The organism is Microbacterium forte, from assembly GCF_031885415.1.
GTDB lineage: Bacteria > Actinomycetota > Actinomycetes > Actinomycetales > Microbacteriaceae > Microbacterium > Microbacterium forte.
Genome location: NZ_CP116871.1, coordinates 2643650 through 2667112, shown reverse-complemented (window position 1 = coordinate 2667112; position 23463 = coordinate 2643650). Strand labels below are relative to the sequence as shown.

The window sequence follows — 23463 nt, the reverse complement described above, 5'->3', positions numbered from 1 at the left end:
AACGGGCGGGTGGAGGTGTGAATCGCCCTCCACCCGCCCGCTGGGTGTGTCAGTTCTTGAACGCGTCCTTGACGTTCTCGCCGGCCTTCTTCGCGTCGGCCTTGACCTGGTCCGCCTTGCCTTCGGCGGCGAGCTTGTCGTTGTCGGTCGCGTTGCCGATCGCTTCCTTCGCCTTGCCGGCGATGTCCTGAGCGGCGTTCTTGATCTTGTCGTCGAGTCCCATGAGGAGCTCCTTTCGTGAGGGTGATCGTTGACTGCGGGAGGATTCCCGCCGTCTTATCGCCGTTGCTCTTCGCGACCGACGATAAGTCTCTGCGTCAAGACAGTCGACGCTGGTCGTGGGCGAGACGCGCACGGAGCCCGGTGTGGATCGAGACGTAGGTCTCGGTGTCACGGCCGGTCAGGGTGGCGAGGTTGGTGAGAAGCCGGTCGATGTGATCGACGACCTCTCGCGGGTCCGTGTTCTGCCGCGGCGTGACCGACACGTGCAGCACCGGAGTGTTGCGGATGTCGTTCGCTGTGACCTGGGTCGAGAGGATCTCGTCCCTCGTCGCGAGCGAGTTCTTCACGGCATCCGACACGAAGGACTCGGTGACGGTGACCCGACCGAGCGGGTTCTGCGCACCGGTGGAGCGGAAGGCCGTCTTCGAGCGGCGTCCGGCGATGCTGGTGAGCGCGAGGATCAGCAGCACGACGACCACGAGGATCGCCACGACGGCGCCGATTCCGATCCACGAGAGGCTGCCGCCGGCGATGGCGGTGGCAGCGATCGCCTGGTCAAGCCAGGAGCGGGCGTTCTCACCGGCCGACGTCCAGATTTCCGTCGCGGTGGGCCAGCTCATGATCGCGATGCCGACGGCGCCGAGGGCCAGGAACAGCAGCCCGATGATCAGCAGCAGTACGCGGTTCAGCGCGCGGTTCGTGTTGTTCACAGCTCGTCCTCCTGCTCGGTGGGGCGCTCGATGCGCACCCGGGTACGGACGCTCCTGGTGAGTCGGTACGTCTGCAGCTCAGCTTCGGCGGCGGACTTCACCGCGCCCTTGTCGAGCGGGATGCCGGCGCCGGGGCGCACGGTGACGTCGACTCCGCGGTGGCCCACACCGACGGTGATGTTGTCACGGGCGAGGCCCGTCTCCTCAGACAGGCGTTGAGCGAGAGCGCTCGCGATCACGCCGTTGTCGACGACGACCGCCCGGTCGCCCGCTTCGAGGGTGTGCTTCGACAGGCGGCCCGGAGTGAGGGCGAGCACGAGGAAGACGATCCCGATGAGGGCGAGTACGACGCTACCGGCGATCACGAGGCCGGCGGGCTGCGCGGTGGGCAGACCCACCAGCCATCCGCCGGCGGCGGCGGGACCGAGCAGCAGCGCCGGCTGGGCGGCGAGGTTCAGCACGATCTCGAGCCCGATGTAGGCCAGGGCGAGGATGAGGAGGATGACCGCCACGAACATCGCCACGGTGCGCGGTGAATGCGTCTCGCGTCGGACGACGCGACGAAGAACCGGGGTGCTCATCGCACTCGTCTCCTCTCGGGGATGGTCGCACCGGTGATGGTGAGGTTGATGCGGGTGACGTCGCGTCCGAGGACATCGGTCAGGTTCCGCTGGAGCTGCTCCTGCAGCTGGCGGGCCCGATCGAGCACGGGGACGCTCTGGGAGATCGCGACGGTGTCGTCGAGATCCGGGACGGGAAGCGGTGTGGCGATGCGCACCGCGATCCCGCCGGGGTGTTCGGTCACGTCGACCTTCACGTCACCGCGAGGGACACCGATCAGGGTTGCGGACGCCTGTTCGGTGACCGTGCGGTAGACGCGTTCTTTCACGTCGACGCGACCAGGGACGGTGGCCTCGGTGGCGGCCCGCTCGGGGCCGCCACCGGCGGCGAGGTGCTGGTCGGCGCGCATCAGGAGGTACGCCGCCCGGTGAAGGCGTCCGCGAGGCCGCGGACGTCGAGCTTGCCGGAGGCGATCCGACCGATGAGCGCCCCGATGCCGGCGAACAGAGCCATGAGCAGGAAGCCCCAGAATCCGAACATCAGCGCAGCGAGGGCGAGGAGGGCACCGACGAGGGCGCCCGTGGTGGTGGGGGTCATGAGACGCGCGACTCCTCGTTCTCGTGGTTGTCGTCGCCGGGCACGTGGACGTCGTTGACCTCGACGTTGACCTCGACGACCTCGAGACCGACGAGGCGGCTGATCGCTCCGGCGACGGCGGCGCGGACGTTGTTCGCGACCTCCTGGATGGGAGCGGGGTACTCGACGACGATGGTCAGGTCTGCGGCGGCCTGCGTCTCGCCGACCTCGACCTTGACGCCCTGCGAGAGGTCGGTGGCGTTGACGGCGTCGCGGATGGCGCCGAAGGCGCGTGCTCCACCGCCACCGAGCGCGTACACGCCGGCGACCTCACGGGCGGCGATGCCGGCGACCTTGGCCACGACGCCGTCGGCGATCGTGGTCTTGCCCGCGGCATCCGAGTCAGCGGGGATCCGAGACGTCGAGAAGCTGGAGGAGCGGTCCACACGCGAGGTGGACGCTGCCGGCTTCGGCGCGGCGGAAGTCTGTGCCAGTTCCTTCTCAGCGGGGCTGGCGGGGGTGTTCTGGTCCTGAGTTGCCATGACTTTTCCTTCGTCTCACGGGGTGCCGGCTACGAGACCTGATGGCCTCACCGGGAGCGTGTCGGTCGCTCACAGATAGGACGTGCGAGGGTGCGCGTTCGTCACAAATTCGTCGCGAGGAGATCAGACCCGACGCCTCGACGTCGGCGGGATTCGCGCGAGGCATGGCCGCTGACGGTCTGGCCCACGCCGCCCTCGACCGCGAGGATGAGGGCATGAACCGAGACATCGCCACCGCACTGCTCGTCATCGATGCCCAGGAGTCCTTCCGTCAGCGGCCGGACGAGTGGGCGGCCACCGCCAACCCGGACGCGATCGACAACATCTCGCGGCTGGTCGATCACGCTCGCGAGATCGGCGACCAGGTCGTCTGGGTCACTCACTCAGAACCGGGCAGCGGCGGAGTGTTCGACCCGGTCAACGGCTTCCTCCGAGTGATCTCAGACCTCGATCCGCAGGGCGACGAGATCGCCGTGACGAAGACCACCGTCAACGCCTTCACGTCGACAGACCTCGAAGATCAGCTGCGGCAGCTCGGCGTCGGGCGCGTGGTCGTGTGCGGGATCCGCACGGAGCAGTGCTGCGAGACGACTGCTCGGATGGCGTCCGACCTGGGCTTCGCGGTCGAGTTCGTGACGGATGCCACGACGACCTCGGCGATCGAGGCGAATGACGGACTCGCGGCCATCTCGGGTGACGAGATCATGCGACGCACCGAGAGCATCCTCGCCGCGCGTGGATTCGCGACCGTCATCCGCACGTCCGATCGGGTCGGCATCTCCGCCTAGGTTGGAGGGCATGTCCCCCTCGCTCGCGCTCCCCGATCTCGCCGGCCGCACGATCCTCGTGACGGGGGCGAACGCGGGCATCGGCTACTGGTGCGCAGAGATCCTCGCCGGGCACGGCGCCAGGGTGCTGCTCGGATGCCGGTCGACCGAGCGGGCGGAGGTCGCGGCATCCTCGATCCGCGCGCACGCGCCCGGCGCCGACCTCGGAATCGTCCCGATCGATCTCGGCTCGCTCGTGAGCATCACCGCTGCCGCGGCCTCCATGGGCGAGCGCATCGATGCCGTGATCTGCAACGCCGGAGTGAAAGCAGCGGATCGCGGCGCCCGCACCGCTGATGGCCTCGACCTGATGGTGGGCACGAACTTCGTCGGGCACTTCGCCCTGATCGCCCAACTCGGCGACGTGCTCGCCGATGACGCCAGGGTCGTGGCGGTGGGTTCGCTGGCTCATCGCTTCGCGGAGATCGACCCCGCCACGCTCGCGCAGCCGTGGACCGGTCCGTCGCTGCGTCAGTACGGCCGGTCGAAAGCCGCGCTGATGGCCTTCGCGTTCGAGCTGAATCGGCGTTGGAGGGGCTCCGCACGGTCAGCGCTGTGCGCGCACCCGGGCTACGCGGTCGACCCGCTGACTCCGCACCGCGACGGCCTCGCCGCGGTGTCGACAGTGACGCGCGTCCTCGCCTCACTCAGCCGCCCGCTCGTGCAGGGCAAGGATGCCGGAGCCGCGCCCATCGTGCATGCGGCGGTCGCCGCCGACGCCACGGGCGGAGACTACTGGGGGCCCGGCGGGCTGCTGGAGTTCCGCGGGGCACCGAGACGCGTCGCCGCGAGCGCGCAGGTGCGCTCGGTCGATGTGGGGGCTGAGCTGTGGGCCGTCGCCGAGCACATGGCGGGCGTGCGGTTCAGGATCTGACGCTCGGCGCGTCGGTCAGTCGAGCTCCTGCAGGGTCGCGGTCATGTCTCCCCCGGCATCTCCGGTGTTGATCGTGCCCTTCGGCTCGAACAGGATCGCGTGCACCTCGTCCTCGGCCTTCGGGCAGTGCTCGACTCCTCGCGGCACGACGAACACGTCATTCGGGTTCAAGACCACGTCGCGATCGCGCAGCTGGATGGTCAGTCGGCCACTCACGACCATGAACAGCTCGTCGGTGTCGGGATGGGTGTGCCACACGAACTCGCCCTGCAGCTTGACCACCTTGACGTCGTAGTCGTTGATGCTCGTGAGGCGGTGCGGCTGCCAGTGCTCGGTGATCAGCGAGAGGGCGTCGTGCACGTTGCGAACATCACCTGTCATGGTCGAAAGCCTATCCACGCGGTCGTCGCATCGGCCTCAGTCGTCTTCGAGCACGTAGGCGCCGGATGCGTCGGTGAACAGCCCGGTCTGACCGGGCCGCGCCTTCCGCACGAAGTCGGCGACCCACGGGAAACGCGCGACGAACGAGTCGACCGACCACACTTCGTGGTTGGCGGAGTCGTTCATGTACGCCTCTGACTCGAGCCCGGTGACCGACTGCAGGTCGTGCCCGGTGAACGTGATCCATCGCGGCGGGTGCTCGGCATGCAGCTTCGAGAGGAAGACCGGTGCGTTGCCCTTCGGCCCCGGGGCAGCGACCACATCCTCACGCGTGACGTCGAGCAGCGCATCGACGGAGCCGGCAGCAGCGACCAGTGCCTCCCATCCCTGGGCCGACGCGAACGACGCCTCGGCGTCGGTCAGCATCCGGAGTGTGCGCACGTGGCCGACCACTGCGCCGTCATCGGACCGCACCTCGTCGAAGGATGCTCCCCAGCGCGACGGGCTGACCATGATCGCCGAGATGCGAGTGCCGGTGAGGAACGACTCGCTGTTGCGCCATGGGGCTCCGACCGGAGGCACCCGCCGATTCGCCGCGATGTCGTCGCAGACGATCCCGAGCGCGATCCGCGCCGCGCCCTGCTGGCCGTCTCTCACCTCGACGGCCAGCTCGACACGCTCGCCCGAGTCGGTGGGCATCAGGGAGACTCCCGATGTCATCACCGTGATGGGGCCGCCCGCCGGCCGCTTCTCGACCACGCGGATCGACCCGCCGATGCGGTCTTCCCACGCGATCGGGTCGGCCTGAAGCGAATCGAAGACGTGTCGAGGGAACTCCAGGCCATCGGTCATGGCCACAGTCTCACAGGCCCTCGACGAGGATCGCAAAACGGCAGCGGCCCTCGACGACGAAGGCGCTCCTAGGCTGGGCGCATGACCGGTGAATCGCGGGACGCCGCATCGAGACTGGTCGTGTTCCGCCGATTCGGCGGACCGGAGGTGCTCGAGATCGACTCGAGGCCGGTTCCTGTGCCGGGGCGCGACGAGGTGCGCGTCCGAGTCGCCGCTGCGGGAGTGAACCCGGTCGACTGGAAGCTGTTCAGCGGGCAGCCCCTGCACGATCCGTACGAACGATCACTCCCCTCCGGCAACGGGTACGACTTCTCGGGCGTCATCGACGAGGTCGGTGCTGACATCGAGCGGTGGGCCGTCGGCGACCGAGTCTTCGGAGGGCTGCGGTATCACGCGCAGGCCGACCACCTGGTGATAGATCCGGGTCTTCTCGTGCCGGTTCCGCGCGACCTCTCCCTCGTCGTCGCCGGTGCGCTCAACGTGGTCGGCCGCACGGCGGTCGCGAGCGTCCAGTCGCAGGACATCGGCCCTTCCGACGTGGTGCTCGTGAGCGGAGCGGCCGGCGGAGTCGGCATCCTGACCGCGCAGCTGTGCGCCGTGCGAGGCGCTCGCGTGCTCGGCACCGCGAGCTCGCACAATCACGAGCTGCTGCACCGACTCGGCATCGAGCCCCTCGCATACGGAGAGGGGCTCGCGGATGCCATCCGCGCCGCCGCCCCCGACGGGCTGACCGTCGTGCTCGACACCGTCGGCCACGGCACGGTCGATCTGTCCCTCGCGCTCGGCGTGCCGCCCGAGCGCATCAACACGGTCGCCGACTACGAGGCCCGCCAGCGGCATCCCGTGCGTGGAGTGGGAGGAGCAGCCGCAGGCGCGGCGGAGCTCGCCATGATCGCGGAACTGCTGGCCGACGGCACGATCGAGCTGCCGATCGACTCGGTGCATCCGCTCGAGAAGGTGCGCGACGCGTACGCCCGATCGATCGAGGGGCATGCCAGCGGCAAGATCGTCGTCGTGACCGGCCAGACGGCGGTCTAGGCGGCAGCGATCTCCCTGGCGGGGATCTCGTCGAGAGATCGGTACACGGGCAGGCCGCGCTCGAGGGCGATCTCGACGTCCTTGTCGGCGCCGGCGGAGTCGCCGGGCAGGCGGAGCACCGCGTCGCAATGCTGCAGCAGTCGGTGCGCGGTCTCGTACATGACGTCGCCCTCGGCGGCATCCGTCTCGTCCATCCCCCGGAGGATCGGCAGGGCTGCCCACTCCCCGATCATGGGCACGTGACCGAGGCGATGGATCGGCGCCGCCGCCTCTTCGAGTCGTTCGAGGTTGCGGGCGATCAGGGCGGGGTCACCGCCGGTGCCGGAGCGGTAGGGACCGGCGATGAGGATGAGGAGTGGAGTCGTCATGGAGAAGACTGTAACGTTAACCGTGCAAGAACGTGCAATTTCGCGAATGAACAAGATTTTGAGGAGTCGGATGCTGGGCGCACAGCGCAAGGACCACCTGCGAGAGATCCTGCGCAGGGACGGCCGTGTGGTGGCGAAGGATGTCGCCGCCGATCTGGGCGTCTCAGAGGACTCGATCCGCCGCGACCTCCGCGAGCTCGCCGACGCCGGTGAGATGGTGCGGGTCTACGGAGGTGCTCTGCCGATTCCGCCGGCCGACCGCCCCGTCGACCAGCGGGCATTGCTCGCCACCGAGAGCAAAGAGCGCGTCGCCCGTCGCGCCGTCGAGCTGATCACCCCGGCCTCGACGATCGTGCTGGACGCCGGCACCACGACTCTCGCGATGGCGCGCATGCTGCCGCGCGGCTCCGACCTGACCGTGATCACGCCCAGCCCGACGATCGCCCTCGCGGTCGCTGAGCACTCCGATGCCCGCATCGTGATCATCGGCGGTGAGCTCGCTCGCTTCTCGATGGTCGCCAGCGGCCCGCTCGCCATGGAGGCGGTGCAGCACCTCCATGCCGACATCTTCTTCCTCGGCGCGACCGGCATCGACCCGGTGCGCGGGCTGACCACCGGCAACCTCGACGACGCCGTCACCAAGCGCGCGATCGCCGCCCGCTGTGCGCAGGCCTACGTGCTCGGCAGCGAAGAGAAGATCGGGGCGACGTCGCGCCACCCCGTGCTCGACCTCGAGGCCGTCGCCGGTGTGGTCGTCGACCCCGTCGACTCGAACCCCGTGATCAGCGAGCTCGCAGAGCGTGTGGCCGTGCTGCGCTGAGCGCGCGTCAGCCGGGCACCTCGAGGCCGTCCTCGCTGAGCTCGCCGAGCCTCGGAATCCGCCTGAGGTCTTTTGAACTGACCATGACGACCACAGTCGCGATGGCAACCGTGGCTGAGAACACCAGGGGCACGAAAGGTCCGAAGTGATCGAAGAGAAGCCCTCCACCCAATGCACCCACCGGCATGAGCAGCATTCCCGGCACACCCGATGCCGCCGTGACCCTCCCCATCAACGGTGCAGGCGTGACGGTCACGGTGTACGCGCTGATCGCTGCGTTGAACGCCGGAAGCGGAAGCGCGGAAAGGAACAACACCACGACTGTGAGAGGCAGCGACGGATACGTGACTACGACCATTGCCTGCCCTAGCGCGAACGCAGCGAGCGCGGTGCCCCCGAGACGGCCAAGCCGGAACCGTGAAGAGGGGTTCCTGCCATCAGTGCGCCAGCGACGACACCGGCCCCGAACGCTGTCGCGAGAATTCCGATCGCAACAGGCGCTTCTCCACTCTTCTGGTAATACGCGATCAGCGTGAGCGGCAGGACGATGATCGGAAGGTTCGCGAGCCCGGCGACGATCGCTACGCCACGAAGCCCCGGCTGCCTCCAGACGAAGACGAACCCTTCCCGCAGTTGTGCGATGTATCCGCTCGGTGACGATTCGTATTCGGCTACTCGCGACGGCCGCGGTGTGAAGATACCCGCGACCACATTGAGAGCGACTTGAGTCCCAAGTGCCCACGCTCCACCCAGCGAATACAGCAGGCCTCCTATAGGTCCGCCGACAAGTCCGGCACCGGCCTCCCGCCCCTGCGAAACGGCAGCCGCCTGGCCGAGTTGACCACGAGGAACGATCACCTTGACCAGAGCCTGTTCGCTAGGTCCGTCAAGTCCCGACGCGGCTCCCGCGAGCGCCGCCCCCAGAATCAGGACCGGCAGCATTCCCGGCTCAGGGAAGAAGATCGCGAGCAGCGCGAGCGCCCACCCGGATGCCTGCGTGAACGACGACAGACGCAGGACGAGTGACGGTGAATGCCGATCCACTAGCGCGCCACCGAACGCCTGGGTGGCGATCAGAGCGGCATTCGACGCGAAGAGAACCAGACCAGCGAGAGTCGCGGATGCCGTCACCCCGAGGACGATAAGTGGCAACGCCACGTTTCCTATCGCCGACGACAGCTCGTTCGACACCTTCGCGACGACCAGCCGCTGAAACGCCCTGTTCCGACGCAAGGCGCTGCCCCGCTTGAGCTCGACCGTCTCACCCATGTGGGCACCCCTCAGGTACCTCGACCACGTACGAGTGACGGTAGTCGAACATGTTCTGGTGGAAGGCCCGACCGATAATCCTCCTCCTCGTGTCTCGTGGAATCACCACGGTAGGCACGGCCACAGCAGAGGTACCGACACCGCTCGCAGAAGTCGCGGTGCTATATCGGAATGCGATCCGAGACCCGGAATCAGGCAGCAGAACGCACCAGTCGCGGACGATATATGCCAACACGAACGCTCGAAGGGTCTTCACATCACTGAGCTGACGGCTCATCACGGCCGGGACAGATTCGGATAAATGCTGACGACACCCGCCATCACCGGTGCCGCCCCGGCGGGTCGTCCCCGATCTTCGAAATCGTGCCCGGCGCGGGCCACGCCGGAGCGGCGCGTCAGGTGATGGTCGCGGCCACGATCGTCGGGGTCATGACGGCCACCATCGCCGCGGTGATCGCGTCGTTGACGGCCTTGGCGACGGCATCCCCCGCCGGCGACCCCGCCGTGAGCTCTTCGATCCGCTTCTTGAGGTCGCGCGCCGACATTCCGCCGCATTCGTCGCGCAGGATCGCATGCGCGCAGTTGAGGTTCTGCAGGATGGAGAGCAGCGCCAGGTCGGCCTGCGTCGGGGAGCCCCTTCCGGCGAGCACGGCGGCGAGTCGGGCGCGCAGCATCTGCTCCGGTGCGGAGTCGGATTCGGGCGTGCGCGCCGCACCCCAGCCGAAGAACCCGCGCTCTCCGCGGATCAGGACGCCCTGTGCGATGAGCGACTCCACCACCACCTCGAGCGGATCGAGCTTGGGCCGCACCACGAGCGACTGCAGCCGCTTGCCGCGCAACGGCACGAGGCGCTGCAGCGTCGTGTCGAGGATCGGGTTGCCCGTCGGCTCGGTCGACACGATGTCGATGACGGGGTTCTTCTCGTCCGAGACCGAGATGCGTCCGTGCAGGGCGAGGTCGACGATGACGGCCGCAACCTCGCCATAGAGGCGGTTCACGCTCACCGGACTCTCGACGCGGCCATCAGGCCGGAGAAGCAGCAGATGGAGTTCTTCGACGATCAGCATGCATCCACGCTATGACGGCTCTGCGCGCGTCGGCATCCCCCGGACGGATGACTTCGGATGCCGAGCTCGATACCGCGTCCTGTCAACCCCGTCGCCGTGCAGGCGCCGAATCCATAGGTTTTCAGGATGACATCCGACACCGCCCAGACGCAGGAGGAGCCGACCCGGCTGCGTCGCGCCATCACCGGCCCCCTCCTGTTCGCCTTCATCCTGGGTGACGTTCTGGGCGCCGGAATCTACGCCCTGATGGGAGTGCTCTCCGAGAAGGTCGGTGGAATGCTGTGGGCTCCGCTGCTGCTCGCGCTCCTGCTCGCCCTGCTGACCGCGGGGTCGTACGCCGAACTCGTCACCAAGTACCCGCGCGCGGGCGGGGCGTCCGTGTTCGCCGAGCGCGCCTTCCGCAGCCCGGTCGTGTCCTTCCTCGTCGGATTCAGCATGCTCGCGGCTGGCGTGACGAGCGCCGCGGGTCTGGCGATCGCCTTCGCCGGCGACTACCTGGGCACCTTCTTCGACCTGCCGACGATCCCCGTCGCGATCGTCTTCCTCGCCATCGTCGGAGCGCTCAACGCCCGAGGCATCCGCGAGTCGCTCGGTGCGAATCTGGTGATGACCGCTGTCGAGTTGAGCGGTCTCGTGATCGTCATCGTCGTGGTGGGGGTGTTCGTGGCCGGTGGCGGCGGTGACGCCTCGCGGCTCACTCAGACACCGGAGGGGACTCCCGTGGCCATGGCCGTCCTCGCCGGGGCCGTGATCGCGTACTACTCGTTCGTCGGCTTCGAGACATCGGCGAACATGATCGAAGAGGTGAAGGACCCGCGGCGCACCTATCCACGCGCGCTCTTCGGTGCCCTCTTCACCGCCGGCGCGGTCTACGTGCTCGTCGGCGTCGCCAGCTCGATCGCGCTGCCGGCATCCGAGCTGCAGGAGTCGAGCGGGCCGCTGCTCTCGGTCGTGGAGGCGGCGGGCGCCAGCATCCCCTCGTGGCTGTTCAGCCTGATCGCCCTGATCGCCGTCGCCAACGGCGCCCTGCTGACCATGATCATGGTCAGCCGCCTGACCTACGGGATGGCGGAGCAGAACCTGCTGCCCCCGGTGCTCGGCCGCGTGCTGCCGAACCGCAAGACCCCCTGGGTGGCGATCCTCACCACGACCCTCGTCGCGATGGGCCTGACGCTGGTCGGCGACCTGGCTACGCTCGCCGAGACCGTCGTGCTGCTGCTGCTGTTCGTCTTCCTGAGCGTCAACGTCTCGGTGCTCGTGCTGCGACGCGACCGGGTCGAGCACGATCACTTCCGCATCTGGACCGTCATCCCGGTGCTGGGAATCGCGTCGTGCATCCTGCTGCTCACCCAGCAGCGCCCCATCGTCTGGCTCTTCGGTGCGATCCTGCTGGCCGTCGGCGGCGTGCTCTATCTGCTCGCCCGCTGGGGGCGGAACCGCACCCGCAAGCAGAGCCAGAGTGCAGACCCCTCATCCACCACCACGAAGGAGAACCATGAGCACGCCTGATCACACCCCCGAGGCCGACGACGCCATGACCAGCGAAGAGAAGCGACACGACCAGCTGACCTCGGCACCGGAGGCGACCGAGGCCGACGCCGCGCCCCGCATCGAGGTCTCCGAGCACGACGGCAACACCCGCATCGACATCGCCCCCGATGCTGCGGTGCGCCCCGGCCCCGGCCCCGGAGTCGAGATCGACGACGAACCCGAGCGGTAACAGTGCGGGGCGACAGCCCTCTCTCGCGGATATGCTGATATATCACAGATATCCCTGAACAGCAACCCCTGAGCGTATGCTGACATCGAGGTCGTGTCGTCGGCCTCGAGGTCGGTGACAGACGTCGTCACCATGATCGGGGGGATGCCGTGAGCCTCACCGCAGATCCGAGCACTGACACGAGGTCGGACGCCGAGCTGGCCGACGCGACTCGCAACGGCGACGCTCAGGCGTTCGCCGTGCTGTGGCAGAGGCACGCCGAGGCGGGACTCCGGGCGGCCCGCGCGGTGACGCGCTCGATCGACCCGGACGACCTGGTCAGCGAGGCCTTCACGAAGACCTTCAGCGCGATGCAGAACGGCGGCGGACCGACCGACGGCTTCCGCGCCTATCTGTACGCCGCCATCCGCAACGCCGCGGCGACGTGGGGCGGCAAGCAGAAGGACATCCCGATCGAGTTCATCGAGGAGATCCCCGACGAGGCACCCGACGCGATCGAGCAGCTGTCGGACAGAGCGATGCTCGCCGCCGCCTTCAAGAACCTGCCGGAGAACCACCGCACTCTGCTCTGGTATCTCGAGGTCGAGGGCATGAAGCCGCGAGAGATCGCGCCGCTGATGGGACTCACCCCGAACGCCGTCTCCGCCCTCGCCGTGCGTGCACGAGACGGCTTCCGTCACGCATGGCTCGACGCACTCATCGCCGACCCCTCCCGCCCTGAAGAGTGTCGCTGGGCCTGCGGACGGCTCGTGCGCCGCACCCGCCGCCCGGTCAGTCGACACGAGCGTCCGCGGCTCGAGACTCATCTCGAGGGCTGCGCGGGGTGCACGCTCATCGCTCGGGACATCGACACGGCCTCGTCGAAGCTGCGGGCGGTGCTTCTGCCCCTCGCGCTCGGCAGCGCCGGGGCCGCTGCGTTCGCGGCGCTCGAACCCGGCGCCGCGGCGAGCGCCGCTGTCGTCGGACCATCCGCAGTCCTGCGATCCCGGCGCGTTCTCACCCTCGGGGTCGCCGCGGGCAGTGCAGTCGCGCTCGCGGCGACCGTCGCGGTGGCGATCGCCGCTCCGTGGACGCAACCTGCGCCCGGCACCGGCCGCAGCGAAGCATCCGGACCGGTCGCCCACCCCGTCGACCCGATTCCCGGCACGCCATCCGCGACGCCGGTCGGCACCTCTCCGACGCCTCCTCCTGTGCCCCCGCTGGTTCCGGCGCCGGTGGAGCCCCCGCCTGAACCGGTCCTCGAGACCACGCCGCTGACCTCCACTGACCGAGCCGTTCCGGAGACGAAGAGTCCTCCCACTCCGGCTCCCCCCGCGGTGGACTCTCCGGCAGCGACTCCGCCGGCCCAGAAACCACCGGTCGAGACCCCTCCGCCCGAGAAGCCACCGGTCGAGATCCCCTACGCGTTCAGTCTCGAGCCGGCCGGCTGGGACACGAGCAACCCTCTTGCGGTCTCGGCGCACGGCACCGGCATCCCCGGCAGCACGGTCGCGATGCTCGACGAGCTGGGTGCAGTCCTCGCCGAGGTGCCGGTCGACGACGAGGGCATGTTCGGGATCTCGGTCGCGGGCGACGACCTCCGTCAGGGCATGACCCTCACCGCGCGACACACGTCCCCCACCGGTGACATCGACCTCAGCGAGCCGATGGGGCCCCTCGCGTTCCCTGTGCCCGTCATCTCCGGCGGGCCGTCGCGCATCCACCTCGACGGCGCGGATGCCGACGCAGACGGCGAGCGCGATGATGCGCTCGTCTCCCTCGAGGGAATCCCGGGCGGATGGGTGCAGGTGGCTGTCGACGGCGTCGTGAACCCGCACCTCATCGCCATCGACGAGGTGACCTCCGACGACTACATCCCCGACATCCACCTCGGGTTCCACCTGCTGACCCTGCGGTACGTCGACGTGGAGTCGGGCCTGATCGGCCCCGGCGCCGAGTACGCCGTCGTCGTCACCCCCGGTGGAAGATGACGACCTCCGGCCGAGTGGCTACAGCCAGCCCTTGCGCTTGAACGCCCAGTACAGACCGACGCCCATCCCCACCATGAGCGCGATCGCCATCGGGTAGCCGAGCGTCCAGTGCAGCTCGGGCATGTGGTCGAAGTTCATGCCGTAGACCGTGCCGACGAGAGTCGGCGCGAAGAGGATCGCCGCCCAGCCCGAGATCTTCTTCACCTCGTCGTTCTGACGGATGCTCAGCTCGGTCATCCGCCGCATCTCCTCGTTCTGCCGCCGCGCCACGATCGTCGACTCGACGGTCAGGGCGCTGTCGAGCACCGTGCGGAAAGTGTTCGCGCGCTCCGACACGCGCAGGGTGTGGTCGAGCACGTCGCGGAGATACCGCTGCAGCTCCTCGTCGACCTGGTACTTCGCCGACCCCCGCAGCAGCGAGTCGAGCATCCCCGCCAGAGGCTGCACCGCACGCTGGAAGTCGATCACCTCGCGACCGAGCTCGTAGATGCGCTGCGTGGCGTCCACCCCGTCTTCGAAGAGCTGGCTCTCGATCTCGTCGATGTCGTTCTCGAGGCCGGCCAGCACCGGTGCGTACTCGTCGACGACCTCGTCGAGGATCGCATAGAGCACGGCCTCAGGGCCGAGCTTCAGCAGCCCCGGGTCGTCTTCGAGGCGGCGCCGAACGCGCCCGAGGTCAGGCGACTCCGCGTGGCGGATGGTGACCACGAAGTCCGGCCCCACGAGCACGTGGATCTCCCCGAACTCGACCTCCTCCGCCTCATCCAGATACCGGGCGGAGCGGAGCACCATGAACAGCACCTCGCCGTAGCGCTCGAGCTTCGAGCGCTGGTGACCCGAGAGGGCATCTTCGACGACGAGCGCGTGGATGCCGAACTCGTCGGCCACCTCGCGGATCTCGGCCTCGCTCGGCCGATACAGGCCGATCCAGCTCATGCCCCCGCGTTCGCGCAGCACCTCGAAGGTCTCGCTGAGGCTCCGCGGATTCTGGGTGCGGATGCCGTCGACATAGATCGCGTTGTCGATGATCGCCATCGGCGTTCCTCCCTCGATCGGGGCCGCGGAGCGGTCGTGCGCCTCCGAGATCAGCCGGCGGGCGGTGCGACGCAGGCGATCGCGGAATCGGTGATCTCCTGGTGGTACTGCTCGGCCGTGAACGGCAGCCCGAACTCGGGGGCCGTCTCGCCTGCGGCTGCGGGAGCCTTCGATGCGATCGCGGCCAGCTCCCATGCCAGGAACATCGCGGTCAGCCCGCCGGTCGTCGAGTCGTTGAGCGACACCGCGACCGTGAAGCCGCTCTCGGGGTCGGAGAACGCCGACGTCTGGTACCCGGGGGTCCACCCCGACTGTCCGATCATCGAGCCGACGAGCAGGGCTCCTCCGGTGGCCTGGAACCACGAGGGCGCCTCGGGGCTCTGCGGCAACGGGGATCCGAAGCGATTCGGCTCATCCTTCGTCCGCAGCTTCTGTGCGGCCTCGGCCTGGGCGTAGCGGCCGAGGTCATCGATCGTCGACACGACGCCGGAGTCGGTGTAGCCGGTGCTCGACGACAGCGTGGTGATGTCGGTCGGAGCCGCGCAGTCGTATCCGCCTTCGACGGGCGTCAGGTAGTGCCCGTTCATGACCGGACCGGTCGAGGGCGCAGCCGCGGCCGGCGAGGGCAGCGACGTGGCGGCGAGACCGAGCGGCTCGGTCACGTACTCGGCGATCAGCTCGGATGCCGTGAGGCCCGACGCGCGCTCGAGGGCGAGGCCGAGCAGCAGGTAGCCGGCGTCCGAGTTCGTGTATGTCGTCTTCGGCGTCGCGCGCGGGGCGCCGAGGCCGTAGGAGGCGAGCTCGAGCGGCGCCCACACGCGCTCGGGGGTGGTGAACCACGAGGCCTGCGCGGTGGCCTCGGACGAGCCGACCCCGCTCGTGCTGTTGCACAGATCGAGGAGCGTGATGTCCTTCATGTCGGCGACGCCCGAGACGTACTCCGGCACGAGGTCGTCGAGTTCGACCACGCCCTCGTCTGCGAGGCCGTAGAGCACGTCGCACGTCATGAGCCGGGTCATGTCCGCGACACGGAAGGCCATGTCGGTGCTGATCTCCTCATCGGAGCCGGGGCCCTGCGTGCCGACGCCGGTGACCCAGCTGCCGCTCCAGGGAGCCCAGACGCCCACGACAGCGCCCGACGCCCCCGACGCGGCGAGCGCGTTGGCGACGGCCGCCTCCATGGCGGCGACGGTGTCGTCGGGCAGTGCGCCCTCGACCTGAGACGGCGGCTCGTAACTGAACTCCGGCTCGGCGGTGCAACCGGTGAGGAAGAGTCCGAGCGCGGCGACGCCGGCCGCTGCTGCGCGGAACGTGCGCGACGAGAGAAGCTGCATGAAAGGGGACCCCCGGAAGACGTGTCTCCCGAGTCTAGAACGCCGTTCCTGAAAGAAGGCATCGCCGGGGCCCCTTTAGGGTGATCAGCATGCCCCACATCTTCGAGGCCGACGTCGTCTCCGCCATCCTGCGCCACATGAACGGCGACCACACCGACGACAATCTGCTCATCACGCGCGCCTTCTCGGCCGTCGAGGACGACGAGATCACGGATGCCGTGATGACGGACCTCGATGGCGACGGCGGCGTCTGGAAGGTCACCCGCTCGGGGGTCGCCTCCGAGCTGCGCATCGCGTGGCCCTCGGGCTCGATCACCGAGCGCCCGGCTGTGCGCCGCGAGGTCGTCGCACTCTACGATCTCGCGTGCGAGAAGCTCGGGGTCGAGCCGCGTCCGCACGCATGACGCTCTGAGATATCGGGCTATCGCTCCAGGTTAGGCAACCCTTACACTGGGCACATGTCCGAGATCCTCTCCTTCTCCGCAGCCCTCCGTGAGCGCTCCTCCGGTTCGCACTCGCGCAGCGAGGGGGCGGGCTTCATGTCCGACCTGCTCAAGGGCGAAGGCTCGCGTGAGGACTACATCGCGCTCGTCGCACAGCACTACTTCATCTACGAGGCCCTCGAAGGCGCGGGAGAGCGCATGCGCCGCGACCCCGTGGCATCCGTCTTCCTCAGCGACAAGCTGACCCGTCTTCCTGCACTGGAGGCCGACCTCGAGTTCCTGCTCGGCGCCGGCTGGCGCGACGAGATCGTCGCTCTCCCCACCACGCAGCGCTACGTCGAGCGCATCCGTCAGGTCGGCGCGACCTGGGCCGGAGGCTTCGTCGCGCACCACTACACCCGCTACCTCGGCGACCTGTCCGGTGGCATCTTCATCGGACGAGTGATGGCGCGCCGCTTCGGCTTCGAGACCAACGGCATCGGCTTCTACCTGTTCGACGACATCGCCGACCCCGCGGCCTTCAAGGACGTCTACCGCGAGCAGCTCGACGCAGCGCCGTGGGACGACGCCGAGCGCGAGCGCGTGATCGACGAGGTGCTTCTCGCCTACCGCTTCAACACCGAGCTGTTCGAAGACCTCGACCGCGCACGCGTCGCCGCCTGAATCGCCTCAGCCCCTGCCGACCTCGGGGGTGGATGCCGCGAGCCATGCGTCGCGCATGAAGCGGCGCACGTCCTCGTCGACCCGGATGTCGCTCGGGCGCAGCGCCCTCGACAGGTAGAGCCCGTCGAGCGACGTGAGTCGCGACAGCGCCACGTAGGTCTGCCCCGGTGCGAAGGCACCGGACCCGAGGTCGATGATGGCGCGGTCGTAGGTCTTGCCCTGCGACTTGTGGATCGTGACCGCCCAGGCCAGACGCAGCGGGAACTGGGTGAACTCCGCGACGACGTCTCGGGAGAGCTTCTTCGTGCTCGGTTCGTACGAATAGCGGAAGCGTTCCCACACGGCCGGCTCGACGTCGACCTCGTCTCCGTCGATCTCGACGCGCACGGTCTCGCCGAGGATCCGGACGACCGTGCCGATCGTGCCGTTCACCCACCGCGGCGGCTCCCCCGACATAGAGGTGTCGTTGCGGAGGAACATCACCTGCGCGCCGATCTTCAGCTTGAGCTCCGACTCGGCGGGCAGCGACGCCTCCCCCCTGCCGAACTCGCCGCTCACCTCGGCCTTCGCCGTCTGCTCCTTGCCGGGAAGCGCCGCGAGATGCCGGCTGTTGATCGTGTTCACGATGTCGTTGCGCGTGGCGAGCGTGATCATCGGCACCTCGCCCGGTTCCGGGTCGGGGGGTGTGCGTGCGCCCTGCGCGTTCAGCACCCCGGCGATCTCGGCGGTGACCCGGCCGTACCGCACCGCGTTCAGCATGGCCTTGAAACCGTCATCCGACTGCCGGTGGATCTGCACGAGCTCGCGCACATGCAGCTCGGCGCGGGTGTCCACGGCGAAGAGTCCCTCTTCCTCCGGATCCTCCCCGCCGGCAGCGCCGGCCCACACCTTGGCGTCGAAGAACCAGAACGAGCGGTAGTGGTCCTTCACGTACCGCAGCTCGTCGCCCCGCGGGGGCACGGGAGCCAGCTGATACGGATCGCCGAACATCACGATCTGCACGCCGCCGAACGGGATGCCGCGCTTGCCCCGCGCCTGCCGGAGGGAGCGGTCGATCGCGTCCATGAGGTCAGCGTTGACCATCGAGATCTCGTCGATCACGAGCGTCTCGATCGCGTTGAGGATGCGTCGTGTGTTGTCGTTCTGATCGATGTCCGAGTCGCCGATCAGACCGATCGGCAGCCGGAACAGCGAGTGGATCGTCTGACCCTCGACGTTCAGTGCGGCGACACCGGTGGGAGCGCAGATCGCGATCTGCTTCTTGGTGTTCCACGAGAAGTACTGCAGCAGGGTCGACTTGCCTGTGCCCGCTCGGCCGGTGATGAAGACATGCTCGCTGGTGTCCTCGATCAGCCGGAACAGCTCTTGCTGCTCTTCGGACAGGGCGGGAAGCGACACGGTTCTCTCACACGGCTGGAGGCGGGAGTGCACGTTGAGATCGTGCCTCCCCATGCTACGTGGCGCCGCCGCCCGGCATCCGACGGACACAGCGATCACCGCCGACGCACAGCGACCCACGCTCGGCTCCGTCCCAGGCCGCGCTCCTAGACTGACGCCATGCAGCAGGTCGAGACGAAGGCGCCCCGGCGCTCCCGCCTCGCTGCCGATCTCGCGCTGCTTGCAGTGGTCGGCCTGGTGCTCGTCGCCGCTCTCGGCGCAGGCGGGGCCACTCTCTACCAGCAGTTCTACGGCCCGTCGGCGTTCGTCGTGCGGTATCTCGATCTGCTCTCCGAAGGCCGCGCGGCAGATGCCCTCCGCGTGCCGGGCGTCGCGATCGATCGCGAGACGCTCGAGGTCGCCGGCATCGGAGCCACGGCGTCAGAGGCTCTGCTGCGGCACTCGGCCCTCGCCCCGCTCACCGACGTGGAGGTGCTGTCGGAGAAGCAGGACGACGCAGGCAAGACCGAGGTGACCGTCTCCTTCTCGGCGAGCGGACACGCCGGCACGACCACCTTCACGGTCGAGCAGGACGGCTGGGCGGGCGTCACCCCGAACTGGCGCTTCACGACGAGCCCTCTCGCCGTGGTCGAGCTCACGCTGCGCGGCGCCGATCAGTTCGCCGTCAACGGCTTCGAGATGGACCGCCGCCAGGTGTCGGCTGCGGGCGCGCAGGCCGCTCCGCTCGATCCCCTGCCGCTGCTGGTCTTCACGCCGGGGCTGTACTCGGTCACCGTCGACACGGCGATCGCCGACTCCGACGGTGTCGGCGTCCTCGCAGACACCCCGCTCGCCACCACCCCCATCGACGTGCAGACCGAACCCACCCCCGAATTCGTCGCGGTGGTGCAGCAGCGTGTCGAGGAGTTCCTCACGGGGTGCACCGCTCAAGAGGTGCTGCAGCCGACCGCCTGCCCGTTCGGCCTCGAGGTGTACAACCGCCTCGCGTCACTGCCGAAGTGGTCGATCACGGCTCAGCCCCAGGTCAGCGTCGTGCCTGACGGCGGGCACTGGAAGATCCCTCCGACCGATGCGGTCGCACACGTCGACGTCGAGATCAGGTCACTCTTCGACGGCTCGGTTCAGGAGGTCTCGGAAGACGTGCCGTTCCAGGTCAACGGGTCGATCACGATCCTGCCGGACGGCAAGGTGTCGATCCGCGTCGGATCTCCCGGCGAGGAGCCGACGGGCTGATCCGCCCGCCCGCGGCAGTGCGGGCGCAGGGTCAGCGTGCTTCGCGCTCGGCCTGACGCAGGTCGCGCTCGGCGAGGGCCGCGAGCCTCTCGTTGTACTCCTCGAGCTCGGCCTCGCCCGTGCGGTCGGCATGACGGTCGCGACGCTTCTGCAGCTTCGTGTCGCTGCGGCTCCACTGGATCGCCACCGTGATCGCGAGGATCAGGGTCGGGATCTCACCGATCGACCATGCGATGCCGCCGCCGATGTACTGGTCTTCGAGCGGCGACGGGCCCCAGGTGCGCCCCATCGACCCGAACCAGTCGGCGACCATCAGCCCCTCCTGCATCATGATCGCGACGCCGAAGAAGGCGTGCATGGCCATGATCGCGATCAGGGTGATGAGGCGCCCCGGGTAGGGCAGACGGTACGGCACGGGGTCGGCGCCGACCAGGCTCAGCACGAAGAGATATCCGGAGATGAGGAAGTGCGCGACCATCCACTCGTGGCCGAGGTGCTCGAACATCGACCAGCGCACGAGGTCGGTGAAGTAGAAGGCCCACAGCGACAGGATGAAGATGCCCGCCGCGACGAACGGGTGGGTGACGACCTTCGAGAACGGCGAGTGCACCGCCCACATGATCCATTCGCGGCCGCCGCGGGTGCCGTCGTCGCGCTTGTGGATCGCACGGAGGGCCAGGGTGACCGGCGCCCCCGAGACCAGCAGCAGCGGGATCGCCATCGACAGCATCATGTGCCCCAGCATGTGCACGCTGAAGAGATACTCCTGATAGGCGTTGATCGGGCCACCCGTGACCCACAGCAGCATCAGCATGCCCAGCACCCAGAACACGGTGCGATGGATCGGCCAGCGGTCGCCCCGCAGGCGCAGACGGCGCACCCCTGCGAGATAGAAGAAGAGGCCGAAGCCGGCGGCCACCAGCCAGAGCACGTCGATGTCCCACGCCGTGAACCACCGGTCGATCGTGAACTCGGGGGGCAGGGGCGAACGGGTGAGGTTCTCCGCAGGCGTCTGCACGAACGCGGCTTCCTCGCCGGTGGGCGGAGGAGTGCGCGCGAGCGCGGCGGCCGCACCCGAGGCGAGACCCATCAGCGCGACCTCGCACAGCACCAGCATCCAGAACCAGCGCGCTGCTCCAGCGCCCTCGAGACGAGGGATCAGGCGGATGCGGTACCAGGCACCGAGCAGGCCCATGCCGACCAGGAGCACGACCTTCGCGAGGAGGATCGTGCCGTAGGGCGTCCAGAGCTGTGAGATGTCGCCGAAGGAGACGATGGAACGCGCCAGGCCCGAGATCGCGACGACGGCGAAGGCGGCGATCGCGAGACTCGAGTAGCGGCCGACCAGCCGCGCGGTTCCCACGCCGGAGCGGTCGCGCAGGATCACGACCAGCAGCAGACCGCCGAGCCACACCGCCGCGCCGATCGTGTGCAGCAGGATCGAGTTCACGGCGATGTTGTGGCCCGCGAGCTCACCCGAGTGACCCTGGGTCGCCAGCGGGAGGAAGGAGGCGGCGGCGAGGATCGCCGTGATCAGGGTGGGCGTCCACGTGCGCCACGCGAAGGCGAGCACGGTGATCACCGAGCCCATGATCGTGGTGATCAGCCACGACTGACCGAGCGGCAGCTGCAGCAGGAAGCGCCCGAGCTGCTCGCCGAACTCGCGCTCGGCGCTCAGCTGCGGGTTGAAGGCCGCCATGAACGTGAAGAATCCGCTGATGCCCGCGGTGACCGTGAAGACGGCCGCGCCCGCTGATGCCGTGTTGAGGGCGGTGTCGAACGACTTCTCCTCGCTGCGCAGCGCGAACAGCGCCAGCACGAGGGATCCCAGCATCGCCGCAGCCGCGATGTTCATGACGAGCTTGACGATGGGGGTGGCCCAGCGCACGAACGGACCCGGATCCTGCAGCAGCAGCGGCGCCGCGCCCCCGCCGATCACGAGGGCGATGAGCACGCCGATCAATCCGGTCGCGAGCAGGATTCCGACTCCGGCCGCGCGATACGCGGAGCGGCTCGGGGTCTGCACGGCGCGGGCACTCACCCCTCAAGCCTAAGCCGCGGATTCGGGGTGGGAGCACGAAGGCCGCCCCCGACGGATCGGGAGCGGCCTTCGAAGAGGTGCAGTCTTACTTGACGGCAGCCTTGAGCTTGGAACCAGCGGTCACCTTGACGCGGTGGCCGGCCGGGATCTTGATCTCGGCACCGGTCTGCGGGTTGCGGCCCGTGCGAGCTGCGGTTGCGACCTGCTCGAACGAGATCCAGCCCGGGATCGAGACCTTGCTGCCCTTGGCAACAGCGTCGGAGACCGAGGAGAACAGCGCGTCGAGGACACCCGAGACGGTGGCCTGGCTCTGGCCGGTGGCAGAAGCGATGCTCGCGACGAGCTCGGTCTTGGTGATGGACTTGTCAGCCATGTCATCCTCCAGCGACGAGGTTCCCGTCGCATCGTTGGTGTTCGAAGGGCGACTGCCCTCCGTTGGTCGAGTGACCGCCTTGAATGTACCAACCACCACCCACATTTCCGCGTCATTTCGCGGGTTTTGGGGTTTTCGGCGGCGTGTCGTGGTGCAGAAGTGACGAAAGTGACCCCTGTGGTGCCCTGTTCGGCAGCCGAACACCGCCGTTCCGCGGCCCGCAGCGGGCTGCGACGGGCCGGCCTCGTCGACTCCGCACTGCGCTCCGGGAGGAGTCCGTACCGTCGACTTCGCGCTGCGCTTCGGGAGGAGGACTGCGCTTCGGGAGGAGAGATCTGCTGAGCCTCTCCTCCCGAAGCGCAGCGTTCCTCCCGAGGCGCAGTCCCGAGGGATGCGCACAGTCTCGAGGCGCAGTCCCGAGGGATACGCACAGTCCCGAGGCGCACTCCTGACGGATGCTCAGTCCCGAGGTGCAGTCCCGAGAGATGCGCGCATTAGCGCGGGCGGTGGGACTCGACGACCGAGCGGGCGGTGCGCGCGAATGCCGGGGTGACGCGCTCGTCTCCGTCGAGGTAGCCGCCGACGAGCGCTGCATCGCGCAGCAGGACGAGGGATGCTGCGACATCGGCGGGGCTCTCGAGGCCGGCCTGCTCGGCGACGGCCTGCAGGGTGGAGCGGAACCATTCGCGGTGCTCGTCGATCAGTCGTCGCACGGCGCCGTCGGCATCCGGATACTCCGCGGCCGCGTTGATGAACGGGCAGCCGCGCGTGTGCCTGAGGCGGATGTCGGCGGCGATGCCCTCGATCACCGCGTCGACCAGCTGAGCCGGATCCGTGACCTCCGCCCCTGCCTGGGCGAACAGCCCCCGAAGCATCTCGTCTTCGTTGCGCAGGTACGCGAGGACCAGGTTCTCCTTGCCACCGAACTGGTTGTAGAGCGTCGCCCTGGTGACCGCGGCCTCGTCGATGATGCGGTCGACCCCCACGGCATGGATCCCCTCTTCGTAGAAGAGCCTGGTGGCGCTGTCGATCAATCGGGTGCGCGCGGCGCTCGGACGCTTCGGGGTCGGCGTCGGAGTCTTCGCCGGAGCCGGGGTGGGAGTCGTGGTCTTCATGGTGATCCCTCTCATCGTGTCATCCGAAAGC

The 23463-nt window shown here is 68.5% G+C and carries 28 protein-coding genes; 10 read left to right on the top strand and 18 right to left on the bottom strand.

The genetic code is table 11. From position 1 onward, the window contains the following. Positions 1-49 precede the first annotated feature (49 nt). The 6 genes from OB895_RS12895 to OB895_RS12870 all read right to left on the bottom strand — a co-directional run bounded on the left by OB895_RS12895 (position 50) and on the right by OB895_RS12870 (position 2611). A complete protein-coding gene (locus OB895_RS12895; RefSeq protein ID WP_042541591.1) occupies positions 50-223 on the bottom strand; it encodes a CsbD family protein in 174 nt (57 codons plus the stop codon). Positions 224-317: 94 nt separating this feature from the next. Continuing rightward, complete coding sequence (locus tag OB895_RS12890; RefSeq protein ID WP_079113759.1) at positions 318-932, bottom strand: hypothetical protein; 615 nt, start codon at positions 930-932, stop codon at positions 318-320. Then, positions 929-1513 carry a DUF6286 domain-containing protein gene (locus OB895_RS12885; protein WP_079113760.1) on the bottom strand — a complete coding sequence of 195 codons (585 nt, stop codon included), beginning with the start codon at positions 1511-1513 and terminating at the stop codon, positions 929-931. Before OB895_RS12885 ends, OB895_RS12890 begins: the two co-directional genes overlap by 4 nt. Beyond that, the gene (locus OB895_RS12880; RefSeq protein ID WP_056311292.1) at positions 1510-1902 is read right to left on the bottom strand and encodes a hypothetical protein; all 393 of its coding nucleotides are present in this window, start codon (positions 1900-1902) and stop codon (positions 1510-1512) included. Before OB895_RS12880 ends, OB895_RS12885 begins: the two co-directional genes overlap by 4 nt. Then, complete coding sequence (locus OB895_RS12875) at positions 1902-2090, bottom strand: DUF2273 domain-containing protein (protein ID WP_042541587.1); 189 nt, start codon at positions 2088-2090, stop codon at positions 1902-1904. The genes OB895_RS12880 and OB895_RS12875 overlap by 1 nt, the downstream gene beginning before the upstream one ends. Next, positions 2087-2611: an Asp23/Gls24 family envelope stress response protein gene (locus OB895_RS12870; RefSeq protein WP_079113761.1), complete on the bottom strand. Its 525-nt coding sequence runs from the start codon at positions 2609-2611 to the stop codon at positions 2087-2089. Before OB895_RS12870 ends, OB895_RS12875 begins: the two co-directional genes overlap by 4 nt. A 215-nt stretch (positions 2612-2826) precedes the next feature. On the opposite strand from OB895_RS12870, the gene OB895_RS12865 reads away from it, so the two are divergent. Both OB895_RS12865 and OB895_RS12860 read left to right on the top strand, forming a co-directional pair. Continuing rightward, the gene (locus tag OB895_RS12865) at positions 2827-3399 is read left to right on the top strand and encodes an isochorismatase family protein (RefSeq protein ID WP_079114081.1); all 573 of its coding nucleotides are present in this window, start codon (positions 2827-2829) and stop codon (positions 3397-3399) included. A 10-nt stretch (positions 3400-3409) separates the two neighbouring features. Next, entirely contained in the window at positions 3410-4312 is a 903-nt protein-coding gene (locus tag OB895_RS12860; protein ID WP_079113762.1) for an SDR family NAD(P)-dependent oxidoreductase, read from the top strand. A gap of 15 nt (positions 4313-4327) precedes the next feature. Here the strand turns inward: OB895_RS12860 and OB895_RS12855 are convergent, their stop codons facing one another. Then, positions 4328-4693 (bottom strand): cupin domain-containing protein, encoded by a 366-nt coding sequence (locus OB895_RS12855; protein ID WP_079113763.1) that lies wholly within the window; start codon positions 4691-4693, stop codon positions 4328-4330. 36 nt (positions 4694-4729) lie between these two features. After that, a complete protein-coding gene (locus tag OB895_RS12850) occupies positions 4730-5545 on the bottom strand; it encodes a suppressor of fused domain protein (protein WP_079113764.1) in 816 nt (271 codons plus the stop codon). An 81-nt stretch (positions 5546-5626) separates the two neighbouring features. Between OB895_RS12850 and OB895_RS12845 the strand changes: the two genes are divergently transcribed. Then, positions 5627-6583, top strand: coding sequence for an NADP-dependent oxidoreductase (locus OB895_RS12845; protein ID WP_079113765.1), 957 nt, complete (start codon positions 5627-5629; stop codon positions 6581-6583). Here OB895_RS12845 and OB895_RS12840 read toward each other — a convergent pair. Then, positions 6580-6951: a DUF4406 domain-containing protein gene (locus OB895_RS12840; RefSeq protein WP_042541585.1), complete on the bottom strand. Its 372-nt coding sequence runs from the start codon at positions 6949-6951 to the stop codon at positions 6580-6582. The genes OB895_RS12845 and OB895_RS12840 overlap by 4 nt on opposite strands. A 70-nt stretch (positions 6952-7021) precedes the next feature. Here OB895_RS12840 and OB895_RS12835 point away from each other — a divergent pair, with 70 nt between their 5' ends. Next, positions 7022-7771, top strand: a complete 750-nt coding sequence (locus OB895_RS12835) for a DeoR/GlpR family DNA-binding transcription regulator (RefSeq protein ID WP_079113766.1) — start codon at positions 7022-7024, stop codon at positions 7769-7771. A gap of 7 nt (positions 7772-7778) precedes the next feature. Here the strand turns inward: OB895_RS12835 and OB895_RS12830 are convergent, their stop codons facing one another. From OB895_RS12830 to OB895_RS12820, 3 genes are all read right to left on the bottom strand, one after another. Continuing rightward, positions 7779-8129, bottom strand: coding sequence for an MFS transporter (locus OB895_RS12830; protein WP_079113767.1), 351 nt, complete (start codon positions 8127-8129; stop codon positions 7779-7781). 8 nt (positions 8130-8137) lie between these two features. Next, the gene (locus tag OB895_RS12825; protein ID WP_079113768.1) at positions 8138-9040 is read right to left on the bottom strand and encodes an MFS transporter; all 903 of its coding nucleotides are present in this window, start codon (positions 9038-9040) and stop codon (positions 8138-8140) included. A 395-nt stretch (positions 9041-9435) separates the two neighbouring features. Then, positions 9436-10107 carry a GOLPH3/VPS74 family protein gene (locus OB895_RS12820; RefSeq protein WP_079113769.1) on the bottom strand — a complete coding sequence of 224 codons (672 nt, stop codon included), beginning with the start codon at positions 10105-10107 and terminating at the stop codon, positions 9436-9438. Positions 10108-10233: 126 nt separating this feature from the next. Here OB895_RS12820 and OB895_RS12815 point away from each other — a divergent pair, with 126 nt between their 5' ends. From OB895_RS12815 to OB895_RS12805, 3 genes are all read left to right on the top strand, one after another. Beyond that, a complete protein-coding gene (locus OB895_RS12815) occupies positions 10234-11616 on the top strand; it encodes an APC family permease (protein WP_079113770.1) in 1383 nt (460 codons plus the stop codon). Beyond that, positions 11603-11827, top strand: coding sequence for a hypothetical protein (locus OB895_RS12810; protein WP_042541580.1), 225 nt, complete (start codon positions 11603-11605; stop codon positions 11825-11827). Before OB895_RS12815 ends, OB895_RS12810 begins: the two co-directional genes overlap by 14 nt. Before the next feature lie 149 nt (positions 11828-11976). Then, positions 11977-13797 carry an RNA polymerase sigma factor gene (locus tag OB895_RS12805; RefSeq protein ID WP_311877899.1) on the top strand — a complete coding sequence of 607 codons (1821 nt, stop codon included), beginning with the start codon at positions 11977-11979 and terminating at the stop codon, positions 13795-13797. Between the two features lie 18 nt (positions 13798-13815). On the opposite strand, the gene corA is transcribed toward OB895_RS12805, so the two are convergent. After that, positions 13816-14832, bottom strand: a complete 1017-nt coding sequence (corA, locus tag OB895_RS12800) for a magnesium/cobalt transporter CorA (RefSeq protein WP_042541579.1) — start codon at positions 14830-14832, stop codon at positions 13816-13818. A gap of 50 nt (positions 14833-14882) precedes the next feature. Beyond that, a complete protein-coding gene (locus OB895_RS12795; RefSeq protein WP_079113772.1) occupies positions 14883-16166 on the bottom strand; it encodes a serine hydrolase domain-containing protein in 1284 nt (427 codons plus the stop codon). Positions 16167-16255: 89 nt separating this feature from the next. Here OB895_RS12795 and OB895_RS12790 point away from each other — a divergent pair, with 89 nt between their 5' ends. Further along, positions 16256-16570 carry a DUF2470 domain-containing protein gene (locus tag OB895_RS12790; RefSeq protein WP_079114082.1) on the top strand — a complete coding sequence of 105 codons (315 nt, stop codon included), beginning with the start codon at positions 16256-16258 and terminating at the stop codon, positions 16568-16570. 54 nt (positions 16571-16624) lie between these two features. Beyond that, positions 16625-17272 (top strand): biliverdin-producing heme oxygenase, encoded by a 648-nt coding sequence (locus OB895_RS12785; protein WP_042541577.1) that lies wholly within the window; start codon positions 16625-16627, stop codon positions 17270-17272. A 6-nt stretch (positions 17273-17278) separates the two neighbouring features. Here the strand turns inward: OB895_RS12785 and OB895_RS12780 are convergent, their stop codons facing one another. Next, entirely contained in the window at positions 17279-18670 is a 1392-nt protein-coding gene (locus OB895_RS12780) for an ATP-dependent DNA helicase (protein ID WP_194285974.1), read from the bottom strand. Between the two features lie 159 nt (positions 18671-18829). Here OB895_RS12780 and OB895_RS12775 point away from each other — a divergent pair, with 159 nt between their 5' ends. Further along, entirely contained in the window at positions 18830-19903 is a 1074-nt protein-coding gene (locus OB895_RS12775) for a hypothetical protein (protein WP_042541575.1), read from the top strand. 31 nt (positions 19904-19934) lie between these two features. Here OB895_RS12775 and OB895_RS12770 read toward each other — a convergent pair whose 3' ends face one another. The 3 genes from OB895_RS12770 to OB895_RS12760 form a co-directional block, all read right to left on the bottom strand. Further along, on the bottom strand, positions 19935-21944 hold the full coding sequence (locus OB895_RS12770) for a bifunctional copper resistance protein CopD/cytochrome c oxidase assembly protein (protein ID WP_311877898.1): 2010 nt from the start codon (positions 21942-21944) through the stop codon (positions 19935-19937). A gap of 85 nt (positions 21945-22029) precedes the next feature. After that, positions 22030-22317 (bottom strand): HU family DNA-binding protein, encoded by a 288-nt coding sequence (locus tag OB895_RS12765; RefSeq protein WP_042541574.1) that lies wholly within the window; start codon positions 22315-22317, stop codon positions 22030-22032. A 494-nt stretch (positions 22318-22811) separates the two neighbouring features. After that, positions 22812-23432, bottom strand: coding sequence for a TetR/AcrR family transcriptional regulator (locus tag OB895_RS12760; protein ID WP_079113775.1), 621 nt, complete (start codon positions 23430-23432; stop codon positions 22812-22814). Positions 23433-23463 lie beyond the last annotated feature (31 nt).

Bases quoted from the DNA above. Each gene is read 5' to 3' on its own strand.
- OB895_RS12835 (WP_079113766.1), top strand. From the start codon at position 7,022: ATGCTGGGCGCACAGCGCAAGGACCACCTGCGAGAGATCCTGCGCAGG.
- OB895_RS12795 (WP_079113772.1), bottom strand. From the start codon at position 16,166: ATGCAGCTTCTCTCGTCGCGCACGTTCCGCGCAGCAGCGGCCGGCGTC.
- OB895_RS12775 (WP_042541575.1), top strand. From the start codon at position 18,830: ATGCAGCAGGTCGAGACGAAGGCGCCCCGGCGCTCCCGCCTCGCTGCC.
- OB895_RS12840 (WP_042541585.1), bottom strand. From the start codon at position 6,951: ATGACGACTCCACTCCTCATCCTCATCGCCGGTCCCTACCGCTCCGGC.
- OB895_RS12790 (WP_079114082.1), top strand. From the start codon at position 16,256: ATGCCCCACATCTTCGAGGCCGACGTCGTCTCCGCCATCCTGCGCCAC.
- OB895_RS12860 (WP_079113762.1), top strand. From the start codon at position 3,410: ATGTCCCCCTCGCTCGCGCTCCCCGATCTCGCCGGCCGCACGATCCTC.
- corA (WP_042541579.1), bottom strand. From the start codon at position 14,832: ATGGCGATCATCGACAACGCGATCTATGTCGACGGCATCCGCACCCAG.
- OB895_RS12760 (WP_079113775.1), bottom strand. From the start codon at position 23,432: ATGAAGACCACGACTCCCACCCCGGCTCCGGCGAAGACTCCGACGCCG.
- OB895_RS12875 (WP_042541587.1), bottom strand. From the start codon at position 2,090: ATGACCCCCACCACCACGGGCGCCCTCGTCGGTGCCCTCCTCGCCCTC.
- OB895_RS12885 (WP_079113760.1), bottom strand. From the start codon at position 1,513: ATGAGCACCCCGGTTCTTCGTCGCGTCGTCCGACGCGAGACGCATTCA.
- OB895_RS12825 (WP_079113768.1), bottom strand. From the start codon at position 9,040: ATGGGTGAGACGGTCGAGCTCAAGCGGGGCAGCGCCTTGCGTCGGAAC.
- OB895_RS12830 (WP_079113767.1), bottom strand. From the start codon at position 8,129: ATGGTCGTAGTCACGTATCCGTCGCTGCCTCTCACAGTCGTGGTGTTG.
- OB895_RS12815 (WP_079113770.1), top strand. From the start codon at position 10,234: ATGACATCCGACACCGCCCAGACGCAGGAGGAGCCGACCCGGCTGCGT.
- OB895_RS12880 (WP_056311292.1), bottom strand. From the start codon at position 1,902: ATGCGCGCCGACCAGCACCTCGCCGCCGGTGGCGGCCCCGAGCGGGCC.
- OB895_RS12850 (WP_079113764.1), bottom strand. From the start codon at position 5,545: ATGACCGATGGCCTGGAGTTCCCTCGACACGTCTTCGATTCGCTTCAG.
- OB895_RS12855 (WP_079113763.1), bottom strand. From the start codon at position 4,693: ATGACAGGTGATGTTCGCAACGTGCACGACGCCCTCTCGCTGATCACC.
- OB895_RS12895 (WP_042541591.1), bottom strand. From the start codon at position 223: ATGGGACTCGACGACAAGATCAAGAACGCCGCTCAGGACATCGCCGGC.
- OB895_RS12870 (WP_079113761.1), bottom strand. From the start codon at position 2,611: ATGGCAACTCAGGACCAGAACACCCCCGCCAGCCCCGCTGAGAAGGAA.
- OB895_RS12845 (WP_079113765.1), top strand. From the start codon at position 5,627: ATGACCGGTGAATCGCGGGACGCCGCATCGAGACTGGTCGTGTTCCGC.
- OB895_RS12865 (WP_079114081.1), top strand. From the start codon at position 2,827: ATGAACCGAGACATCGCCACCGCACTGCTCGTCATCGATGCCCAGGAG.
- OB895_RS12785 (WP_042541577.1), top strand. From the start codon at position 16,625: ATGTCCGAGATCCTCTCCTTCTCCGCAGCCCTCCGTGAGCGCTCCTCC.
- OB895_RS12820 (WP_079113769.1), bottom strand. From the start codon at position 10,107: ATGCTGATCGTCGAAGAACTCCATCTGCTGCTTCTCCGGCCTGATGGC.
- OB895_RS12810 (WP_042541580.1), top strand. From the start codon at position 11,603: ATGAGCACGCCTGATCACACCCCCGAGGCCGACGACGCCATGACCAGC.
- OB895_RS12765 (WP_042541574.1), bottom strand. From the start codon at position 22,317: ATGGCTGACAAGTCCATCACCAAGACCGAGCTCGTCGCGAGCATCGCT.